We start from the raw sequence: 19,270 nt of genomic DNA, 5'->3' as shown, positions 1-19,270 counted from the left end.
GATTTGTCCTAATGCCGTTAAGGCAAATGTGCAAATCAAGTAGGGTGGAACCGCGGGAATACAACTCTCGTCCCTACGTCTGACAGCAGGCGTAGGAGGCGAGAGTTTTTTGGTATGTTCCTCCTGTCGGCTAATTATGATGAAGGAGTGTAAATCATGAATTTCCAACAAATGATTTTGACCCTGCAACAGTTTTGGTCGGAACAAAATTGTATCGTGGTACAGCCTTATGACGTGGAAAAAGGTGCAGGTACGCTGAATCCGATGACTTTCCTGCGTTCGATTGGGCCAGAACCATGGAACGTAGCTTATGTGGAACCTTCCCGTCGTCCGGCGGATGGACGTTATGGAGAAAACCCGAACCGTTTGTATCAGCATCACCAGTTCCAAGTTATTTTGAAGCCATCGCCAGACAATATCCAAGAAATTTACCTGGAGAGCTTGAAGCGTCTCGGTATTAACCCGCTTGAGCATGATATCCGGTTCGTTGAGGATAACTGGGAGCATCCGGGCCTCGGTGCTTGGGGTCTTGGCTGGGAAGTATGGCTGGACGGAATGGAAATTACGCAATTTACGTACTTCCAACAGGTTGGCGGTATTGAAGCGAATCCAGTTGCTGTAGAAATAACTTACGGTATGGAACGTCTTGCTTCCTATATTCAGGATAAAGAAAATGTATTTGATCTGGAATGGGTAGATGGCACAACCTATGGTGATGTATTCCATCAGGCCGAGTTTGAGCATTCCAAATATACTTTTGAAATATCTGATGTCAAAATGCTCTTCACTTTGTTCAATATGTATGAGCAAGAGGCAGCTAAAGCGATGGAACAGCATTTGGTGTTCCCTGCTTATGACTATGTATTGAAATGTTCTCACACATTTAACTTGCTTGATGCAAGAGGTGCAATTAGTGTAACAGAGCGCACAGGTTACATTACCCGCGTTCGTAACTTAGCTCGTCAGGTAGCTGCGACATATTTGGAGGAACGTGAGAAGCTTGGATTCCCAATGCTTCAGAAAGGGGGCGCTGTCCGTGGCTAAGGATCTGTTATTTGAAATCGGCTTGGAAGAAATGCCTGCCCGTTTTATTCGCGCGGCTATGGAGCAATTGAAAGAACGTACGGAGAAATGGCTAGAGGAATCTGTCATTAAGCATGGAGCTGTTGAGAGCTATGCAACACCACGCCGTCTTACGGTACTCATCAAGGATGTTGCAGAGAAGCAAGAGGACGTTCATGAAGAAGTGAAAGGCCCTTCCCGCAAAATCGCTCTTGATGACAAAGGCGAATGGAGTAAAGCTGCGCTTGGATTTGCTCGCAGTCAAGGCGCCAGCCCTGAGCAGTTTACTTTCAAGGACGTGGGTGGCACTGAATACGTTTATGTAAACAAAAGCACTACAGGAGTGGAAACCTCGCAAATTTTGGCTGAAGGATTACTTGGTATTTTGCATGCTATGAATTTCCCTAAAAACATGCGTTGGGGCAATTACGACTTCAAATTTGTTCGTCCAATTCGTTGGATCATCGCGTTGTTTGGTAGCGACGTTGTTGATTTGGAAATTGCAGGCGTTAAGTCTGGCAATGTGACGCGAGGACATCGTTTCTTGGGTCAGGATATTACCATTCAAGAGCCTTCGACTTACGTAGAGGCGTTGCGTTTACAACATGTAATTGCTGATGTTAAGGAACGTCAGGAGCTGATTCAAAATCAAATTAATGCTCTTGCCAAGGATAAAGACTGGAATATTGCAGTGAAGGACGATTTGCTGGAGGAAGTGCTGTTCCTGGTCGAAACTCCAACAGTACTATTCGGTAAATTTGAAGAATCATTCTTGAACATTCCACAGGAAGTACTGATCACTTCGATGCGTGAGCATCAACGTTATTTCCCGGTATTGGATAAGCAGGGAGCCTTGCTTCCGTTTTTTGTTACAGTTCGTAATGGTGATGCGTCATCCCTTGATGTTATTGCTAGAGGTAATGAAAAAGTGCTTCGCGCTCGTCTTTCCGATGCGAAATTTTTCTATGAAGAAGATCAAAAGCTGGCAATCAAGGATGCTCTGTCCAAGCTTGAAAGCATCGTATTCCATGAAGAGATGGGAACAGTAGGAGACAAGGTTCGCCGTATCCGTCGCAATGCCGAGAAGCTGTCCACGCTGCTGAAAGTAGATACCGGAACTTCTGAAGCTGTGAATCGCACTGCTGAGATTTGTAAATTTGATCTGGTTACTCAGATGGTATATGAATTCCCTGAGCTTCAAGGCGTTATGGGTGAAGACTATGCTCGTAAGGCTGGAGAATCCGAGTCTGTAGCTAAGGGTGTATTCGAGCATTACCAACCTCGTTTCTCAGGTGAAAGCGCACCAAGCTCTGAAGTGGGTTCAATCGTCTCCATTGCGGATAAAATAGATACGATTACAGGATGCTTCTCCATTGGTATCATTCCAACTGGCTCACAGGACCCTTACGGCTTGCGACGTCAAGCGGCTGGTATTGTACAAATTGTGTTGGATCATAAATTGGACATTACCTTATCGGATATTTTCACAATCGCACTCGAAACTCACGAACAATTCCATGGTTTGAAACGTTCTGAAGAAGAGATTTCGAAGGACCTGATGGATTTCTTCGGTTTACGTGTAAGAAAAACGCTGTCCGATAGCCTTCGTTATGATGTCGTTGATGCAGTTATGGCCGCTGGCTACGATGATGTTGTATCTGTTGTTGATCGCGGCGCTGCATTAATGGATGCTGTAAATGGGCAAGAGGATTTCAAAACGACTGTTGAATCATGGAATCGCGTAAGCAATCTGGCAGCTAAAGCTGATTTCTTGACTGTAAGATCCGATCTGCTCAGCGATCCTGCAGAGAAACAGCTATACGAAGATTGGCGCTCTATTAATGAGAAGTATAGCTCAACGCTGAATGATGATAATGCAGTAGATGCACTGAAATTGCTTAGTGGACTCAAAAACGAAATTACATCATTTTTTGATGCTGTAATGGTTATGGCTGAAGATGAGGATATTCGTAAAAACCGTCTCGCTCTGCTTGCTGCAATTGATAACGATTTGAAACAGTTCGCTGATTTTAGCAAGCTTGTCTGGGCATAATCAAGATATTGGCGATGAATACACGTATAGTCGTTGACGGAGACTCCTGTCCTGTAAAGACTGAAATTGTAGAAATTGCAGGACGATTCGGAGTGCAGGTGCTCATGGTTTCATCCTATGATCATTTATTGAAGCAGAGTGAGGGTGTAGCTACGATTCAGGTAGATCGAAGTCAGCAAAGTGCTGATCTGTATATCGCTAATCATATCGTCAAAAATGACATTGTCGTAACGCAGGATTACGGCCTTGCTGCCTTGGCGATAGCTAAATCATGTTCTACATTGTCTCCCCGGGGCGAAATATTCCACCCGGGGAATATTGATTATTTGCTGGAGCGACGCCATTATCATGCGAAGGCGCGTCGCGGCGGGCGTTACTTTAAAGGCCCCAAACCCTTTACTGATGAGGATCGCTCAAATTTTAAAGATATCTTGACAAAACTTTTGCAACATTTGCAGGAGAATGTACAATTTTAGCGAATTATTATTTACGTGCTAACGAAAGATGAAGGTGGTTTGGATGAGTACCGGGCGAGGTAATATTCCGGAAGAAGTCATCGAGGCGGTCTTGCGGCAGCATGATATCGTTGACACAGTCGGCAAGCACGTTCATCTGACTAAACAAGGGAAGTATATGAAAGGGTTATGTCCTTTCCATTCGGAGAAGACACCTTCTTTCACGGTGACACCTGAACGGCAAATTTTTCACTGTTACGGCTGTGGCAAGGGCGGAAATGCTATCAAGTTTAGGATGGAAATTGAAGGACTCACTTTCCCGGAAGCCGTAAAAATGATGGCTGAAGAAGTCCATATTCCTTTTGATTTTGGAGTGGGCGGGGGAGGAGAATCCTCACGAAACCCTGAGCTTGAACAGTTGCTGCAAGCTTATGAATGGTCTGCGAAACTGTATCATTTTTTGCTTAAGAATACGGAGCATGGCAAACCTGCAATGGATTATTTAAAGTCCAGAGGTTTTACGGACAGGGCTATCGATACTTTTCAGATCGGCTATGCGCCTGCACGTTGGGATACTCTTGTACAATTTTTGGACAAGCGGTCTTTTGATCTGGGAGCCATGGAGAAGGGTGGACTTTTGTCCTCAAAGCATGATGGTACTGGTTACGTGGATCGTTTTCGTGACCGCGTCATATTTCCGCTTCACAATCGAAATGGTAAAGTGATTGCATTTGCTGGAAGAATTCTCGGAGAAGGTCAACCCAAGTACTTGAATTCTCCCGAGAGCAGACTCTTCACCAAAAGTCGAATACTGTACAATCTTCATCAAGCCAAATCGGAAATCCGTAAAACACGGCAAATTGTATTATTTGAAGGTTACGGTGATGTAATCAGTGCATGGGAGGCCGGAGTTCATAACGGAGTTGCTACGATGGGAACGGCTCTGACTGATAGTCATGCCGCGATGATGAGGGGTTTAGCAGATGAGGCTATAGTCTGTTATGATGGCGATCAAGCTGGACAAGCTGCTGCGTTAAAAAGTATTCCGATACTTGAAACTGTTGGATTTACCGTCAAAATTGCGATTCTGACTGAAGGACTGGATCCTGATGAATTTATTCAGAAATACGGAGCTGAACGGTTTAAGCTGCAGGTTTTGGATGGTGCAGTTTCATCTGTCAAATTTAAGCTTATATATCTGAAAAAAAACCATATACTTCTAGAGGAAGCTGGTAAGGTAGCATATATCAAGGATGCAATGGAAGTAATCGCACCTTTACCGTCACCTACAGAACGAGAGATCTATTTAAAGGAATTAGCCGCTGAACTGCAGGTGTCATTTGACAGCCTGAAACAGGAATGTAATGAAAAGCGGATAGCTATGCAAAAAAAGACTCCTGTAGGGGATAATAAGGACAAAAGGTGGAATAATGGTAGGCATAAAAAGGGGCAGGCATCAATGCCGACTTTATTGCCTGCTTATCACGTTGCTGAACGTAGATTGCTTTCCTTTATGCTACAGGATGAAGAAGTTGCCCGTTATGTGGGTGACAGACTTGGAGATCACTTTAACATCGATGATCATGCAGCAATTGCTGCTTATCTATACGCCTATTATGCACAAGGAAAAACTCCGGACGCCAGCCGATTTATTTCATCGCTTCAGGATGAGCGGTTAGAACAGACCGTTACTTCTATTGCAATGATGGATACTCCGGTTTGGAGTGATCAGGAGTTGGACGATTGCATCCGTGAGATCAAGAAAGTTCCTCTTACTGATGAAATTAAGCAAAAGAAGGAAGAAATGGTTGCGGCTGAACGAGCTGGAGACTTTATGCGTGCGGCACATATTGCAAGTGAGATTATTGCCCTAGAGAGACAGTGAAACGATGTAGGTTGGGATGTTTCTAGGGAGGAGGGAGCCAGTAAATGACGAATGATCAGCATACTGAACTAGAAACTGAATTAACACTGGAGCAAGTGAAAGATCGCCTCATTGAACAAGGGAAAAAAAGATCTTCATTAACTTATAAAGAGATCATGGAGAAACTTTCTACTTTCGATCAAGAACCCGAACAAATGGACGAGTTTTTTGAACAGCTGGGGGATTTGGGAATTGACGTTACTGGAGACAGTGATGAAGAGTTAACAACCAATAGAAATAATGGTGATGAGGGCGAACATCACGATGGCGGTGAATATTCCTACGATGACGATTTAACGCTTCCTCCCGGAATTAAAATTAATGACCCGGTACGGATGTATTTGAAGGAAATAGGCCGAGTTCCGCTCCTGACTGCAGATGATGAAATGGAATTGGCCAAGCGTATCGAGAATGGTGATGAAGAGGCTAAGCGAAGACTCGCAGAAGCGAATCTTCGCCTTGTGGTCAGCATCGCTAAACGATACGTAGGTCGTGGTATGCTGTTTCTCGACCTCATTCAGGAAGGGAATATGGGCCTGATTAAAGCGGTTGAGAAGTTCGATCACAAAAAGGGCTTTAAATTCAGTACGTATGCTACGTGGTGGATTCGTCAGGCAATTACTCGTGCGATTGCCGATCAGGCAAGAACAATTCGTATCCCAGTGCATATGGTAGAGACGATCAATAAGTTGATCCGTGTCTCCCGTCAGCTGTTGCAGGAACTCGGTAGAGAACCAGCACCGGAAGAAATTGCAGCTGAAATGGAGCTTAGTGTTGAGAAAGTTCGCGAAATTATGAAGATAGCCCAGGAACCGGTCTCACTTGAAACACCAATTGGTGAAGAGGACGATTCACATCTGGGAGATTTTATCGAAGATCATGAAGCAATGGCTCCAGCAGATGCTGCAGCTTATGAGCTTCTAAAGGAACAGTTGGAGGATGTCCTCGACACGCTTACAGAACGCGAAGAGAATGTACTTCGTCTGCGTTTTGGATTGGATGATGGCCGAACAAGAACACTTGAAGAAGTCGGTAAAGTGTTCGGTGTAACGCGGGAGAGAATTCGTCAGATTGAAGCGAAAGCACTCCGCAAATTGCGTCATCCAAGCCGAAGCAAGCGGTTGAAGGATTTTCTTGAATAGGCGCGTAGCACTCTGACCTTCTGCAGCTAGCAGCAAGGTCTTTTTTTTCACAGTTATATATTTAAGTTCTTTCTCTCACGACTATTCTACTCATCCTAATGATGAAAGAAGGTATTAGCTTGGATCGTGACAAAAGGGAAGTTATACTTGCGGAAATTAATCACTGGAGAAAAGGTCGACTTCTACCAGAGCAATATTGTGATTTTCTTGAAAAACTTTATCATGATGAGGAGATCAAATCCTCTAGAAGCATCATTTCTTTAGGCTCAATACAACAAGGGAATTTAAAGTCATGGTTTCTTGGTTTTGGAATTATTTCCTTCATTTTCTTTATTGTTTTTTATTTTAGCCTTTTTCCTTGGCCATTGCAAATGGCAATTACGTTATTATTATCTGCTCTTGGTTATTTGTTTTCAGCTATACATAGACATAGACACGAGCTGCTTTCGCTTGCTCTGGCGGGAGCGGGAAGTTTGATCTTGCTAGGACTGGGAAGTCTGATGATAGCTTTGCAGGGGTGGGAGGGAGAAACGGCAACGTCGATACTAATTTCCGTATGTGGAATAGTCTGGTTTACTGTAGGCGTCTTTATGCGTTTTAATATTTTGCTGTACTGTGGCCTAGCATTCGGCATGCTGTTATATGCATTTTTCTTCGGATGGATTCATCCCGAATCTTCATGGGGCATGCTCCAACTGCTTTGGCTTCCGCTCAGTATTATTTTCTTCTGGATAACTTGGTTGTGTCATTACAGAATCAAGCGGTTAACCAGAGTGATGTTCGCAGCGTCCCTTACGTTATGGTTCATGCCTGAGATGGACGGGCTGTTGCTCAGACAACAGTCGGCTCAAGGAATGGAAATTATCATTTTAGCGAAAATTGTAGTAGCATTTGTATTATTATATAGTTTACGAAAAAAATGGGTGGTGTGGATTTCATCATGAAGCTTACCAAGCTTTCAGCAAGGCTACAGCAAATTGCGGATCGACTTCCAGTCGGATGCCGGCTTGCGGATATTGGCTCAGATCATGCACTGTTACCTGTGTACGCGGTTCAGAGTGGTGTCGCTCTTTATGCAGTAGCGGGTGAAGTGAACGAAGGTCCGTATGAAGCTGCTTCACGGCAGGTTGCCGAAGCAGGGTTAAATATCAAGGTGCATGTGCGCAAAGGTGACGGTCTTGCCGTTATTGTGAAAGGCGAAGTAGATACAATTACGATTGCTGGCATGGGCGGTGCACTCATTGCGTCCATTTTATCGGCAGGAGCTGATAAGCTTGACGGGGTGAACAGACTAGTGCTCCAGCCCAATGTAGGTGAAGATATTGTTAGACGCTGGCTTCTTGATCATAATTGGTTTTTACTGGAGGAGTCTATTCTTGAGGAAGACGGTAAAATATATGAGATCATTACGGCGGTGTCAGAGCCTGAAGCTGCTGCTTTGAATGAGTTGCTCTATCAGGAGCGAAAGCTACCTGGAGGAGCGGTATTAACGAAGGAACTTTTGCTAATGATGGGACCAAGGCTGACCCAGCAACCCACGAATGTGCTGATCACGAAATGGGAGTCTGAATTGGACAAGCTGAACAAAATTCGTAAATCAGTCGCATCGTCCAATCAGGAAGCTTCCCGTGAGAAGGAACAACAACTCGCAGGTTTATCCCACCAGCTTAAGGAGGTGCTGACATGTTTGCAAAAGGTCAAACCGTAATTCAATATATGGAGCAATTGGCTCCGAAGCATGTAGCAATGGAAGGAGACAAGATTGGTCTTCAATTAGGCTCCTTGCAGAAAGAAATCCGCGGTGTACTAGTGGCCTTGGATGTAAACGAGGAAGTAGTCGAAGAAGCTGTCGAAAAGGGTGTAGATCTGATTATTGCCCATCATGCGATTATTTATCGTCCACTTGCTCATTTACAAAGCGACACACCGATGGGCAAATTGTATGAGAAGCTGATCAAGAACGATATTGCCGTATATGTGGCACATACCAATCTGGATGTTACAGATGGCGGGATGAATGACTGGATGGCTGAAGTGTTAGGGATCGAAAATGGCTCTCCCATAGATGATATTCATACAGACGATCTTTATAAGTTGGTTGTGTTTGTTCCTAAGGATCATCATCAGCGCGTTCTGGATGCGATTTTGAATGCTGGAGCCGGACAAATAGGCAACTACAGTCACTGCAGCTTCAATATTGAGGGTTATGGCACATTTCTTCCGGGTGAAGGGACCGATCCGTATATAGGCCAGCAGGGGAAAATGGAAAAAGCTGAAGAAATTAGAATTGAGACGCTTGTTCCTGCAAGTATTCGCAGTAAAGTAATTCAGGCCATGCTCAAGAGTCACCCTTATGAAGAGGTTGCGTATGATTTATATGCTGTGGACCTTAAGGGACGTAGTCTCGGATTAGGTCGCGTTGGAAAGCTTGCTGAGCCGGTCAGTTTGAATTCTTTTGTTCAGAGAGTAAAGGAAAAATTAGAAGTTCCTGCGGTTCGCGTAGTGGGAGATTTAAATCGGCAGATCAAAAAGGTAGCGGTGATCGGAGGCTCTGGAGGACGTTACTGGAAAACGGCGATGTTCCGCGGTGCTGATGTGCTTGTAACTGGGGACGTAGACTATCACACAGCTCAGGATGCTTTAATGGCTGGAATTACGATCATCGATCCAGGTCACAATGCAGAGAAAATAATGAAACCTCGCGTTGCTGCTTGGCTTGCTGAGAAATTGAGTGATGATAAATATGACACGAAGGTTCATGTGTCTAAGGTAAATACTGAACCATTCGTATTTATGTAATCGTGACGGAAATGGCATAATGCGTTAAAACTGCCGTAGATTCGTACTTGTGATTATGATGGTATGCCTGTATACTAACTAGTGTTGCCTACGAAAGTTTGACAGACAATCGCCGGCGGCTATAGGCCGCGGGAGGAAAGTCCGGGCTCCATAGGGCAGGGTGCTGGATAACGTCCAGTCGACGCGAGTCGAAGGATAGTGCCACAGAAATGGACCGCCGATGGCTGCTGCAAAGCAGCACAGGCAAGGATGGAACCGAGGTGTAAGAGACCCCGAGGAACGCTGGTGACTTCGTTCCTGGTAAACCCCACTTGGAGCAAGACCTAAAGGAACGCAGCTTCTGTTAAAGGAAGCAGTCTTAGCCCGAGATGCGTTCAGGTTGGTCGCTGGAGCCGTTCAGTAATGAGCGGCCTAGATAGATGATTGTCACTCAAGGCGGGAGGGTAGTTCCCGTTAATACCGCGAAGTAGTACAGAACCCGGCTTACGGCAAACTTTCATCACTGCAACGCTTATTATTGTTATGATCATTGACTAATGAATGCTCATAAAAGGACCTGAGGCTTATATGCCACAGGTCCTTTTAGTATCCTCATAAGAAAAAAATTATTTTGAGTTTTCGACTATGTTTTGAATTTTACGCTCAATGGCTTGGGGCCAGAATTGGAGAGAAGAACTGTTTCCACCAGCCGCATGAAGAGCGGAGTATACATCGATTTGACCGTAGCCGAAGTACTTGTCACGCCCGGAATCTCCAAGATCGATGACGTTTTTGCGAATAAGGTCCATGACCTCCGTGTTTTTTAAATCAGGGTTGATAGAACGTATTAACGCAGCTAGAGCAGCGACATGAGGACTCGCCATTGAAGTACCGGACAGGGCTGCATACTGGTTATCAGGGTAAGTGCTGGCAATGCTTTCTCCTGGAGCCATGACATCGATATAATCACCATAGTTGGAGAAAGAAGCCCGGTTCAAATTGTAATCGGTAGCGGATACTGATAGAACCTCAGGATAGGCTGCAGGATATCCCGGACGTTCTGTATTGTCGTTGCCTGTTGCCGCAATAATTACGACATCCCGGTCGTAAGCATATTTAATAGCATCGTGCAAAAACTGTGCATCAGCGTAGTTGCCAAGACTTAGGTTGATAACTTTAGCTCCTTGGTCAACTGCCCATATAATGCCCTGAGCTACTGAATAAGTAGTACCTGAGCCAGTATTATCAAGTGCTTTTACAGGCAATAATTTACCTCCCCACATCATTCCAGCAATACCCTCATTGTTGTTTACCTTGGCGGAGATAATTCCAGCGACATGAGTACCATGTCCGACATCATCTAATGGGTCTTCATCCGGGTTTATAACATTGTAGCCTTTGAGCAGTTTCCCCTTCAGATCCGGGTGATTAATATCTACACCTGTATCTACAACCGCTACGATGACATCATTGCTTCCTTTTGATAGCTTCCAGCCACGGTTCGTCTCTATTATGGGTAAATTCCATTGGTACTCTGAGAACAACAGGTCATTAGGAATTTCAGGAGTGTCTGTCTCGTTCGTCATATACAGATAATGAGGCTCTACATAGTTTGGTTTCCAGTGCCGCTCGAAATAGGATCTAAGCTGCTGCATTGTCATTGTATCCGAGTGAAAAATATAAGTGTTACCGATTTTTTTGGCAGGCTTACAGCTAAGCTCAGATTCAATCTGCTTCATATCTCGGGCGGATGGCGCATTTTCAAACGTAACAACAAGCTCGTTCTCATAAAAATGGCTCGCCTTTTCATTATCGTGTCCGGTTTTGACGGTAATGTCACGATGAGTGTCGGCATGAATGGATTCTACTTTATATTTCCCTTCTTTTGGGTAAGGAATGAGACGTAAATTTTTGTTTTGATGATCCTGGACACGATTAAGTATGCCAGCATCCATTAATGCGATTACACCTTGTCGTTTTCCTTTGGCTGGTTGCGCAGTTACATAATATTTTGGATTGCTCTGTGGAAAAAGAGGAGATTCATAAGCGTTGCCTTTTTTGATCGCTTTCTTGGCAAACGTCAAGTAATTGTTAATTTGTTTCTTTTCTGAAGCATTTGCTTTAAACAGTGGATGAATCAGCTTCTGCTCCCTGTTGCTCTCTCCATCGAACCAGACTATATTTTGGAATTGGCGATGGTCCTTCTGTAAATCAGCAGCCTGTGCTTTGGAGAAGGAATTCGCAAGCAGCTTCAGATGTTTATTAGCATCAAGTCTCACCAGCTTTTCTGTAGCAGTCATATCTCTTTGGAGCATCATTTGTTTAAGTTTTTGTTCTTGCCCTGGAGTAGGAACCACTGACTTGCTTGCATTTTGTCGAACAGGAACGTTGTAGGCGGGATACAGGGTAGTAAAGAGAGCAATTGCTGCAACACCTGAAATACCTAGCGCAGCCCATTTCTGCCACTTCATTAAAGTACCTCCTCTTGACTATATGTCTGAATATGTATAGCTTGAGGAGATGATTAATTTTTTATTCCATTTCATTTAGCGCTTACATTTAATTTGTGTTACGATGTGTAAAGACATACCAACTATACGAATTATGCCGGAAATTGCCGACATTTGACGGTATTTATTGAGATTGTCCCGGTATGACGGAGAAGGAGAATTACAAATATGCCACAAGGTAATGTCCAGCAGTTATGCGAAAGTGCATGGGGAAAGCTGAAGGAGAACATTAGCATCATTGAGACATTTTTGAATCACTATTCATTGACTCTGCTTGTTGAAGGTCAAGGTGAAGAGATGGAATTGTTTTACCGCGGATTTTTGAGTGACCTTCGTCAATTGTTGGTATTTTCTGAAGAATGTTATGAGAAACTCGGCATCGTACTGCGGCGGGGGACTTTCGATGAGGAATCTGCTGAAAAAGTGTTGTATCGAGTATATCATGATTGCGTGAATCGTTTCTTCTATCCTAAAAATGAAAGCTATTCCGAAGATGGTCGTTACGCATATACTGGACAAGATGCCATTCGTTTTCGTAAAAAACCTACACGTCCTTTACGGGATGTAGTTATGAATATTACCAGAGCGTTCGAAGAGCTTCGTGACGAGTTAACATATTATGAAAGTGAGTATCTTACACAATTGCGAATTCATCGTAATAAAGCACAATAGAACAATCACGGTTGACTGAACCTGGCTTATGTGGCCGGGTTTTTATTTTGCAAATTTGCATCGATTTAACAACACACTACCCTGCATAGTGCCAAGATTCATGGAGAAAATGAAGTGTGAGGTGATTATAATGCCAACAGGCGATAAACCGATAGTAAAATGCAGTGTGTCTAATTGCAGTTATTGGGGAGAAAAAAATGTATGCAAGGCAGACCTGATCATGATTGATATTGATCAGCATGCCAATCGCAAGTATGATTCAGAATTTGCCGGAGAGACTTTTACAACGGATCACAAGGATACTGCTGCTACATCTTCAGCCACTTGCTGCCACACGTTTAAGCCGAAGTCTTAATGCAATAATACTCGACCTTTGGAGGTGCAATGCATGAGCGATTATAACAAACACAAGCCGCATCATCCTGCATCTGAAAAAAAACGTATTGATTATCCGCGGAAAACACATCAGGAAGAATATGCCGCTGAGGTTATGCCGATGACCGGAGCACGAATAAGAAGCGACCGGGATGAAGTTAACCGTACAAATCGGGAAATTTTAGAGAGATCAGAGGGAGCCCAGTCTGACGTTGAAGAAGGAACAGCGGGTCGAACAGTTGGATACATTGGGGTAGGCCTAGGTATCGCTTCACTATTCATCTGGTCAATTGTCCTTGGACCAATCGCGGCCATTATGGGATTCTATGCGTATAGCCAAGGCAGAAAAACCGCAGGAGCATGGGCGATCGGTCTTGGAATTGTAGCTACTTTAAGCTACTTTGTATTGATGCCCTTTACACGGTAAGGCTCGGTAACTAAGCAGGCTAACGTCAAATTACGACGTTAGCCTTTTAGGTTTACAGGGAAATTCGACTTTTTGTGATATACGGGTGGTCATATTGTGCTTTTACGTGTAAAATAGTTAGTGTATAAGTTTTTATTTAAGTTGAAGTAAAGAGGGGTAAGCATATGCAAATTGATCCACGCACGATGGGACAGCTTGTAGGGCTTCAAACGATGAATAGCATTGATTTTCAGGGGAATTCAGCGGCTCAAGGATCTGCTGTTGACACTGACGGATCATTGTTTGATATATTATTACAGGAAATGATGATTTCGGAAGGACGGGGAACAGGAATATCGACTGCCACAATCGAAAGTCTTCCTGCAACTTCGTTAAATAGCCTTGGCTACGCTAATGTGTATGGCGATTTTTCAATAGATGAATCTTTTTTGCCCTTACTGCAAAGCATTCAAGATGAGCTATCCCTGCAAATGGGGGATATGCCTTCTGCATCTGTAACAACGACGTCGGTTGGTAAGGATCTGGAGGCGTTAATTATTGAAGCAAGTCAAAAATATGGCGTTCCGGCAAGTTTGATCAAAGCGGTTATAGAGACCGAGTCCTCATTTAATCCACAAGCGACATCGAAGGTTGGAGCCAAGGGATTAATGCAGTTAATGGACGGAACGGCTCGAGGTCTCGGAGTAACGAATTCATTTGATCCGGCACAAAATATTGACGGTGGCACACGTTATTTGGCTAACAATATCAAACGTTTTGGCGGAGATATTAACACAGCCCTTGCTGCATATAATGCTGGTCCAGGACGTCTTCAGAAGCTTGGAATTACTAATGATCAGCAACTGATGGAGAAGCTTCATTTGCTTCCTGTTGAAACGCAGAATTATATAACCAAAATTTCGAATGCTCAATCCAAGTATGAAGTATAGTTAATTTTATGTTATGACTACTCAAGATCAAATGGGAAAACGCCCCGGCAGTCCGGTTTTCGCGTTTTTTCTTTTGGTCTTTTTTAAATCATGAATACGAACAAACAAGATAGAACAAAGGTGATAAGATGAAATATTTTGACCATGCTGCTACAACGCTTCCATATGAAGACGTGACAACGACGGTCGCTGAAATCATGGCCCGGCATTACGGCAACCCTTCTTCGTTACACAAGCTAGGTGAAGCCAGCAGCAAGCTGCTGAGTAAATCCCGTGAGGTGTGCGCAAAGGCTCTGGATGTGAATCCGGGAGAAATTATTTTCACTTCGGGTGCGACTGAGAGCAACAATTTTGCCATTAAAGGTTCAGCATTCCAATATAGAAGCCGTGGACAACATATAATTACCACAGAAACCGAGCATCCTTCAGTATATGAGTGCTGTAAACAGCTTGAACAGCTGGGATGGCAAGTGACCTATCTACCCGTAAATACAGATGGCCTTGTTTCTGTTGAAGAGGTGTTGGCCGCTGTCAGAAGGGACACTTTCCTGGTGTCGATCATGCATGTCAACAATGAGACCGGATCGATTCAACCCGTGGAGCGTATTGGTAAAATGCTGAAGGAACACGATCCTCGGATTATTTTCCACGTTGATGGTGTGCAGGGCTTTACGACATTGCCTTTGTCACTGAAAGAAAGCGGCATTGATCTGTACAGTCTATCGGCTCACAAGCTGAGAGGTCCCAAAGGGATTGGTTTATTGTTCGTCAGAGAGGGCATTACTTTATTTCCTCTACTGGCGGGAGGAGGTCAAGAGGGGGGCAGAAGATCCGGAACGGAGAACATTCCTCTGATCGTTGGCATGTCCAAAGCGGTAAGAATGACGAGTGAAGGAAGAAGAGAGCGTGAGACTAAGCTTTCGACATTAAAAACCAAGCTAATGGATGGAATTAGAGCTATTCCGGAGCTGGAGCTGAATTCGACTGAAACAGGTGCATCGCATATCGTTAATTTTTCTTTTCCCGGAATGAAGGCCGAAGCGATGCTCCACATGATTGAGGAAGCAGGTTATATTGTGTCAACCAAGTCGGCATGCTCGTCCAAGCATTCTGAGCCAAGTCGTATACTTCTGGCTATGGGTAAAGGTCAGGAAGTCGCGCTGTCCGGTATTCGTATCAGTCTTGGAGAAGATCATACGGAGAAAGATGTTGAGGAATTGCTGGCAGTACTGGACTTAACGGTCCGTAAACTGCGGAATTTAAAAGGGAGAGAGAACTAATGCTGCAATACGATATGCTGCTGCTTCGTTTTGGAGAAATTGCAATAAAAGGGAAAAACCGTCCGCGCTTTGAAAAAGCTGCATTGTCACATGTGAAGTCGTTGCTTCGTTCTTTTCCGAATGTACAGGTGGTAAAAGACTTTGGGAGAATCTACGTAGTCTTGAATGGCGAGCCTTCTAGTCAGGTGATCGATAGGTTGAAAAATGTATTTGGAATTACTTCAATAAGCCCTGTAAAAATGGTGGATACAAACCTGGAAAGTATATTATCGGCAGCGACTACCTTCATTCAGAGCCTGGCTCTTGAGAAGGAAACGACCTTTAAAGTGAGCGCTCGTCGTGTATGGAAGCTGTTCCCTTATTCTTCGCATGAAATGAATCGGCTTGTTAGTGGACCTATCCTGAATACTTGCCAACATTTGAAAGTAGATGTTCATAACCCTGACGTTGATCTTCGAGTGGAAATCCGTGAGAAGGCAACTTATTTATATTGTGAGGTGATTCCAGCAGCAGGAGGTTTCCCACTTGGGACTAACGGCAAGGCTATGCTGTTACTCTCAGGAGGAATCGATAGTCCTGTAGCGGGGTGGTCGGCAATGCGCAGAGGACTGGAGATTGAATGTATTCACTTCCACAGCTACCCGTTTACGAGCAAAAAGGCAGAGGAGAAGGTCATTGAGCTTGCCAAGATATTGTCTCGATACGGTGGTCAAATCAAGCTGCATCTTGTTCCTTTTACGGATATACAAACTGCATTGGCAGGTACGGGACAGGAAAGTCTGATTATTACATTGATGCGAAGAGCTATGTTGAGAATTGCTACAATACTAGCGGATCACAATGAAGCCCTCGCATTAGTAACAGGCGACAGCTTGGGCCAGGTAGCCAGCCAAACCTTATCCAGCATGAATGTCATTGGCAGAGCAACGGACATTCCACTGCTTAGACCACTTGTTATGAGCGATAAGAATGAAATTATCCAGCTGGCTCAGACCATTGGAACCTATGATTTATCGATATTGCCATATGAGGATTGCTGTACACTGTTTGTTCCTAAATCTCCATCTACAAATCCTAATTTGGGTATCGTTGAGAAGATAGAAGCCGGAGTGCCAGGGCTTGAGGATATGATCGAAAAGGCTGTTACAGGTACGGAGACACTGGTGATCAAGCCGGATGATGAGGTTCGAAGAAAACAGGATGAAGACATGATTCAGGATAAATGGTTTTAAAAAAGTTTGATTGAACCTAAATTGCTACAAAAAAGCAGGCTTTTCCATGAAGATAGTTAATTCTGGGGAAAGCCTGCCAATTACTATTTTTTCTCCATATAGTAGATGTTGCATAAGGACGTAATCCAATACTATATGTGTAAACAGGTATTTCTATTTCAACTATAATTATTTTATACCAAAGTGAAGGAGGGCTGTAGAATTAACTACGCCCTCCTCTTCACAAAATGATTCAAATTGTTATGCGATTTTCCCTTCGTACTTAAACATAAACTTTATAAGCTTTCTGATCAACGAGTCGCAGGTTGAGATTTTGTTTTATCACCTTCATTTTTTTGATTGCGCTTCTTTAAGAATCCTGCAAGTAGTACACCTACGACTACTACAGCAATCAATAGGTATTGGAGTACTGGCTTGTCCGCAAAAAAGTCGCTGAATTTAGGTTCTTGAGTAATCATATGCGCTGCTGTATAAGCTAGTACTGCGGCTCCGACATAGGCGATCCAAGGATAACGGTTCAGGAGCTTGATGAAAAGGGTGCTGCCCCAAACGACGATAGGAACGCTGATCAAGAGACCGATGATGACAAGAACAATGTGCTGTCCGGATGCACCTGCAACTGCAAGCACGTTATCGAGACCCATAGCTGCATCCGCAATGATGATCGTTCGAACCGCTGGCCACAGAGAATCCTTTGCTTCCACATTATCATGTGAATCGTCATCAGCTAAAACCTTGTATGCGATAAAGATCAGCATAACGCCGCCAATCGCATGCAGCCACGGAATTCCCAGAAGCCAAACGACGATAATTGTGGCTACAATACGCAGGATGACTGCACCAGCAGTACCGTATAGAATCGCTTTCTTCTGAACCGTAAGCGGCAATCTCTTTGCTGCCATACCAATTACAATTGCGTTGTCCCCCGCTAGTATTAAATCAATAAATATTATATTGATTAAGGAGACAAAAAAAGTAGCACTGAATAATTCCACTTCTGTCACTTCCTCTATAAGGTGTATATACGTAGTAAACTGCGAAAAGTATTCATTTGTCTAGTGTTGTTTTTATAAATTGGAATAGCTTGGCTCATTTTCTCATAAAAGTTGTAAGGGAGGGATGAGCGTGGAACATTTAGTTTTATTGTTAGAGATATTAATTATAAACCTTGTTCTAAGCGGTGACAATGCGGTGGTCATAGCTATGGCTAGTAAGGATTTACCGCTCCAACAGCGTAAGCGTGCTGTCTGGTGGGGGGTCATAGGAGCAGTAATGCTGCGCCTTATACTTACCTGGATAGCTGTGATATTGCTCAAAATTCCATTTATTCAAGCCGCAGGCGGAGTGATGCTGGCCTACATTTCCTTTAAGCTTCTTACTCCGCATGATGAGATATCACGAACAAAAGAAGTTACAACTTTATTTCGGGCAATTCAAACGATTTTGGCAGCAGATTTCATTATGAGTCTTGATAATGTACTCGCGATCGCTGCACTCGCTAATGGAGATGTGGCTATATTAGTAATAGGTATCGTCATCAGCATTCCAATTGTTGTCTGGGGGAGTAATCTGATAGCGAACTGGTTGCAGCGTTTACCAGCACTTGTATATGCAGGAGCAGGAATTTTAGGTTACACGGCAGGTAAAATGCTGCTTCACGATCCGGAATTTGGAGTATGGCTTGAAACGGCATTTCCTGCCTTCACAAATATGATCCCTATTATAATAGCTGTGACCGTTATTATGTTCGGAGCAATAAAAAAATATTACGTCAAGCGTGGATAATCCCACAAAAATCCATTTTTCTGATACAGGGAGAGTGGTTTTTTGTTCTGATTTCATATAAACTAAAGTCATAAGGGAATGTCGCAATTTGCTGCGGCCTGTCCTCCATTGTCATTTGGAAGGTGTGTGATGAAATGTCCGATAATAATAAGCTAACGACCGGTATTTTCATTCTGGCCGCTGGAATAATTATCCTGCTTGGAAAATGGGGCGTTTTCAGTTTTATTTTGAGTGCGTTGTGGCCATTGCTGCTGCTAATACCGGGCATACTTCTTCATCTGTGGCATTTCTTTAGAAAAGGGTCAGCAGAGCTGCTTCTTCCTGGCGGTATTCTGGTTGTTTACAGCATCATTTTCTTTATTGGAATTATCGGGGGATGGCATACGTTGAAATACATTTGGCCCGCATTTATACTGGGAATCGCAGTTGGGCTTTATGAGTACGACACGTTCTCAAATCGCCATCAGCAAGGTATACTGGCAGGAGCCTTCATCCTGGGGGCATTGTCCATTATTTTATTAGGCATTCTGTTGTTTTCTTGGTCGTTGATTTATTTACTGGCGACTCTGCTTATTATTGGCGGAATTTATTTGATAGCAGCAAGAGGCAACAGACGCCGGGGATGGTGATCTCTGGATAGTTCTTG

The 19,270-nt window shown here is 43.8% G+C and carries 18 protein-coding genes and 1 other RNA gene; 17 read left to right on the top strand and 2 right to left on the bottom strand.

The window, feature by feature from the left end:
- Positions 1 to 156 precede the first annotated feature (156 nt).
- From glyQ to rnpB, 9 genes are all read left to right on the top strand, one after another.
- Complete coding sequence (glyQ, locus tag BLS49_RS02990; protein ID WP_091226619.1) at positions 157 to 1,044, top strand: glycine--tRNA ligase subunit alpha; 888 nt, start codon at positions 157 to 159, stop codon at positions 1,042 to 1,044.
- Positions 1,037 to 3,115 carry a glycine--tRNA ligase subunit beta gene (gene glyS, locus BLS49_RS02985; protein ID WP_091226617.1) on the top strand — a complete coding sequence of 693 codons (2,079 nt, stop codon included), beginning with the start codon at positions 1,037 to 1,039 and terminating at the stop codon, positions 3,113 to 3,115. The genes glyQ and glyS overlap by 8 nt, the downstream gene beginning before the upstream one ends.
- A 14-nt stretch (positions 3,116 to 3,129) precedes the next feature.
- On the top strand, positions 3,130 to 3,591 hold the full coding sequence (locus BLS49_RS02980; protein WP_091226615.1) for a YaiI/YqxD family protein: 462 nt from the start codon (positions 3,130 to 3,132) through the stop codon (positions 3,589 to 3,591).
- A 43-nt stretch (positions 3,592 to 3,634) separates the two neighbouring features.
- On the top strand, positions 3,635 to 5,455 hold the full coding sequence (gene dnaG, locus BLS49_RS02975; protein WP_091226614.1) for a DNA primase: 1,821 nt from the start codon (positions 3,635 to 3,637) through the stop codon (positions 5,453 to 5,455).
- Between the two features lie 44 nt (positions 5,456 to 5,499).
- Complete coding sequence (rpoD, locus tag BLS49_RS02970; RefSeq protein ID WP_091226612.1) at positions 5,500 to 6,636, top strand: RNA polymerase sigma factor RpoD; 1,137 nt, start codon at positions 5,500 to 5,502, stop codon at positions 6,634 to 6,636.
- A gap of 119 nt (positions 6,637 to 6,755) precedes the next feature.
- The gene (locus BLS49_RS02965) at positions 6,756 to 7,580 is read left to right on the top strand and encodes a hypothetical protein (RefSeq protein WP_091226610.1); all 825 of its coding nucleotides are present in this window, start codon (positions 6,756 to 6,758) and stop codon (positions 7,578 to 7,580) included.
- Positions 7,577 to 8,344: a tRNA (adenine(22)-N(1))-methyltransferase gene (locus BLS49_RS02960; protein ID WP_245742245.1), complete on the top strand. Its 768-nt coding sequence runs from the start codon at positions 7,577 to 7,579 to the stop codon at positions 8,342 to 8,344. Before BLS49_RS02965 ends, BLS49_RS02960 begins: the two co-directional genes overlap by 4 nt.
- Positions 8,320 to 9,435, top strand: coding sequence for a Nif3-like dinuclear metal center hexameric protein (locus tag BLS49_RS02955; RefSeq protein ID WP_091226607.1), 1,116 nt, complete (start codon positions 8,320 to 8,322; stop codon positions 9,433 to 9,435). Before BLS49_RS02960 ends, BLS49_RS02955 begins: the two co-directional genes overlap by 25 nt.
- 93 nt (positions 9,436 to 9,528) lie before the next feature.
- Positions 9,529 to 9,936: RNase P RNA component class A (rnpB, locus tag BLS49_RS02950), an RNA gene on the top strand.
- 104 nt (positions 9,937 to 10,040) lie between these two features.
- Here the strand turns inward: rnpB and BLS49_RS02945 are convergent.
- Positions 10,041 to 11,885 carry a S8 family peptidase gene (locus BLS49_RS02945; RefSeq protein WP_091226606.1) on the bottom strand — a complete coding sequence of 615 codons (1,845 nt, stop codon included), beginning with the start codon at positions 11,883 to 11,885 and terminating at the stop codon, positions 10,041 to 10,043.
- A gap of 207 nt (positions 11,886 to 12,092) precedes the next feature.
- Between BLS49_RS02945 and BLS49_RS02940 the strand changes: the two genes are divergently transcribed.
- The 6 genes from BLS49_RS02940 (at position 12,093) to thiI (ending at position 16,839) form a co-directional block, all read left to right on the top strand.
- Positions 12,093 to 12,596 (top strand): DUF3907 family protein, encoded by a 504-nt coding sequence (locus tag BLS49_RS02940; RefSeq protein ID WP_091226604.1) that lies wholly within the window; start codon positions 12,093 to 12,095, stop codon positions 12,594 to 12,596.
- Positions 12,597 to 12,726: 130 nt separating this feature from the next.
- Positions 12,727 to 12,951 carry a DUF1540 domain-containing protein gene (locus tag BLS49_RS02935; RefSeq protein WP_091226603.1) on the top strand — a complete coding sequence of 75 codons (225 nt, stop codon included), beginning with the start codon at positions 12,727 to 12,729 and terminating at the stop codon, positions 12,949 to 12,951.
- A 33-nt stretch (positions 12,952 to 12,984) separates the two neighbouring features.
- The gene (locus BLS49_RS02930) at positions 12,985 to 13,398 is read left to right on the top strand and encodes a hypothetical protein (RefSeq protein ID WP_091226601.1); all 414 of its coding nucleotides are present in this window, start codon (positions 12,985 to 12,987) and stop codon (positions 13,396 to 13,398) included.
- A gap of 164 nt (positions 13,399 to 13,562) precedes the next feature.
- A complete protein-coding gene (locus BLS49_RS02925) occupies positions 13,563 to 14,327 on the top strand; it encodes a lytic transglycosylase domain-containing protein (RefSeq protein WP_091226600.1) in 765 nt (254 codons plus the stop codon).
- Between the two features lie 128 nt (positions 14,328 to 14,455).
- Entirely contained in the window at positions 14,456 to 15,607 is a 1,152-nt protein-coding gene (locus tag BLS49_RS02920; protein ID WP_091226598.1) for a cysteine desulfurase family protein, read from the top strand.
- Positions 15,608 to 15,609: 2 nt separating this feature from the next.
- Positions 15,610 to 16,839, top strand: a complete 1,230-nt coding sequence (gene thiI / locus BLS49_RS02915) for a tRNA uracil 4-sulfurtransferase ThiI (RefSeq protein WP_091226900.1) — start codon at positions 15,610 to 15,612, stop codon at positions 16,837 to 16,839.
- A 290-nt stretch (positions 16,840 to 17,129) separates the two neighbouring features.
- Here the strand turns inward: thiI and BLS49_RS02910 are convergent, their stop codons facing one another.
- Positions 17,130 to 17,834 (bottom strand): TerC family protein, encoded by a 705-nt coding sequence (locus BLS49_RS02910; RefSeq protein WP_091226597.1) that lies wholly within the window; start codon positions 17,832 to 17,834, stop codon positions 17,130 to 17,132.
- A 130-nt stretch (positions 17,835 to 17,964) separates the two neighbouring features.
- On the opposite strand from BLS49_RS02910, the gene BLS49_RS02905 reads away from it, so the two are divergent.
- The gene (locus tag BLS49_RS02905) at positions 17,965 to 18,624 is read left to right on the top strand and encodes a TerC family protein (protein ID WP_091226595.1); all 660 of its coding nucleotides are present in this window, start codon (positions 17,965 to 17,967) and stop codon (positions 18,622 to 18,624) included.
- Positions 18,625 to 18,758: 134 nt separating this feature from the next.
- On the top strand, positions 18,759 to 19,253 hold the full coding sequence (locus BLS49_RS02900) for a hypothetical protein (RefSeq protein WP_091226594.1): 495 nt from the start codon (positions 18,759 to 18,761) through the stop codon (positions 19,251 to 19,253).
- Positions 19,254 to 19,270: the final 17 nt, after the last annotated feature.

Origin of the sequence: Fontibacillus panacisegetis, assembly GCF_900102215.1 — a bacterium.
Lineage (GTDB): Bacteria > Bacillota > Bacilli > Paenibacillales > Paenibacillaceae > Fontibacillus > Fontibacillus panacisegetis.
Note: the sequence above shows the minus strand (reverse complement) of the source record. Positions and strands in the feature narration are given on the sequence as shown.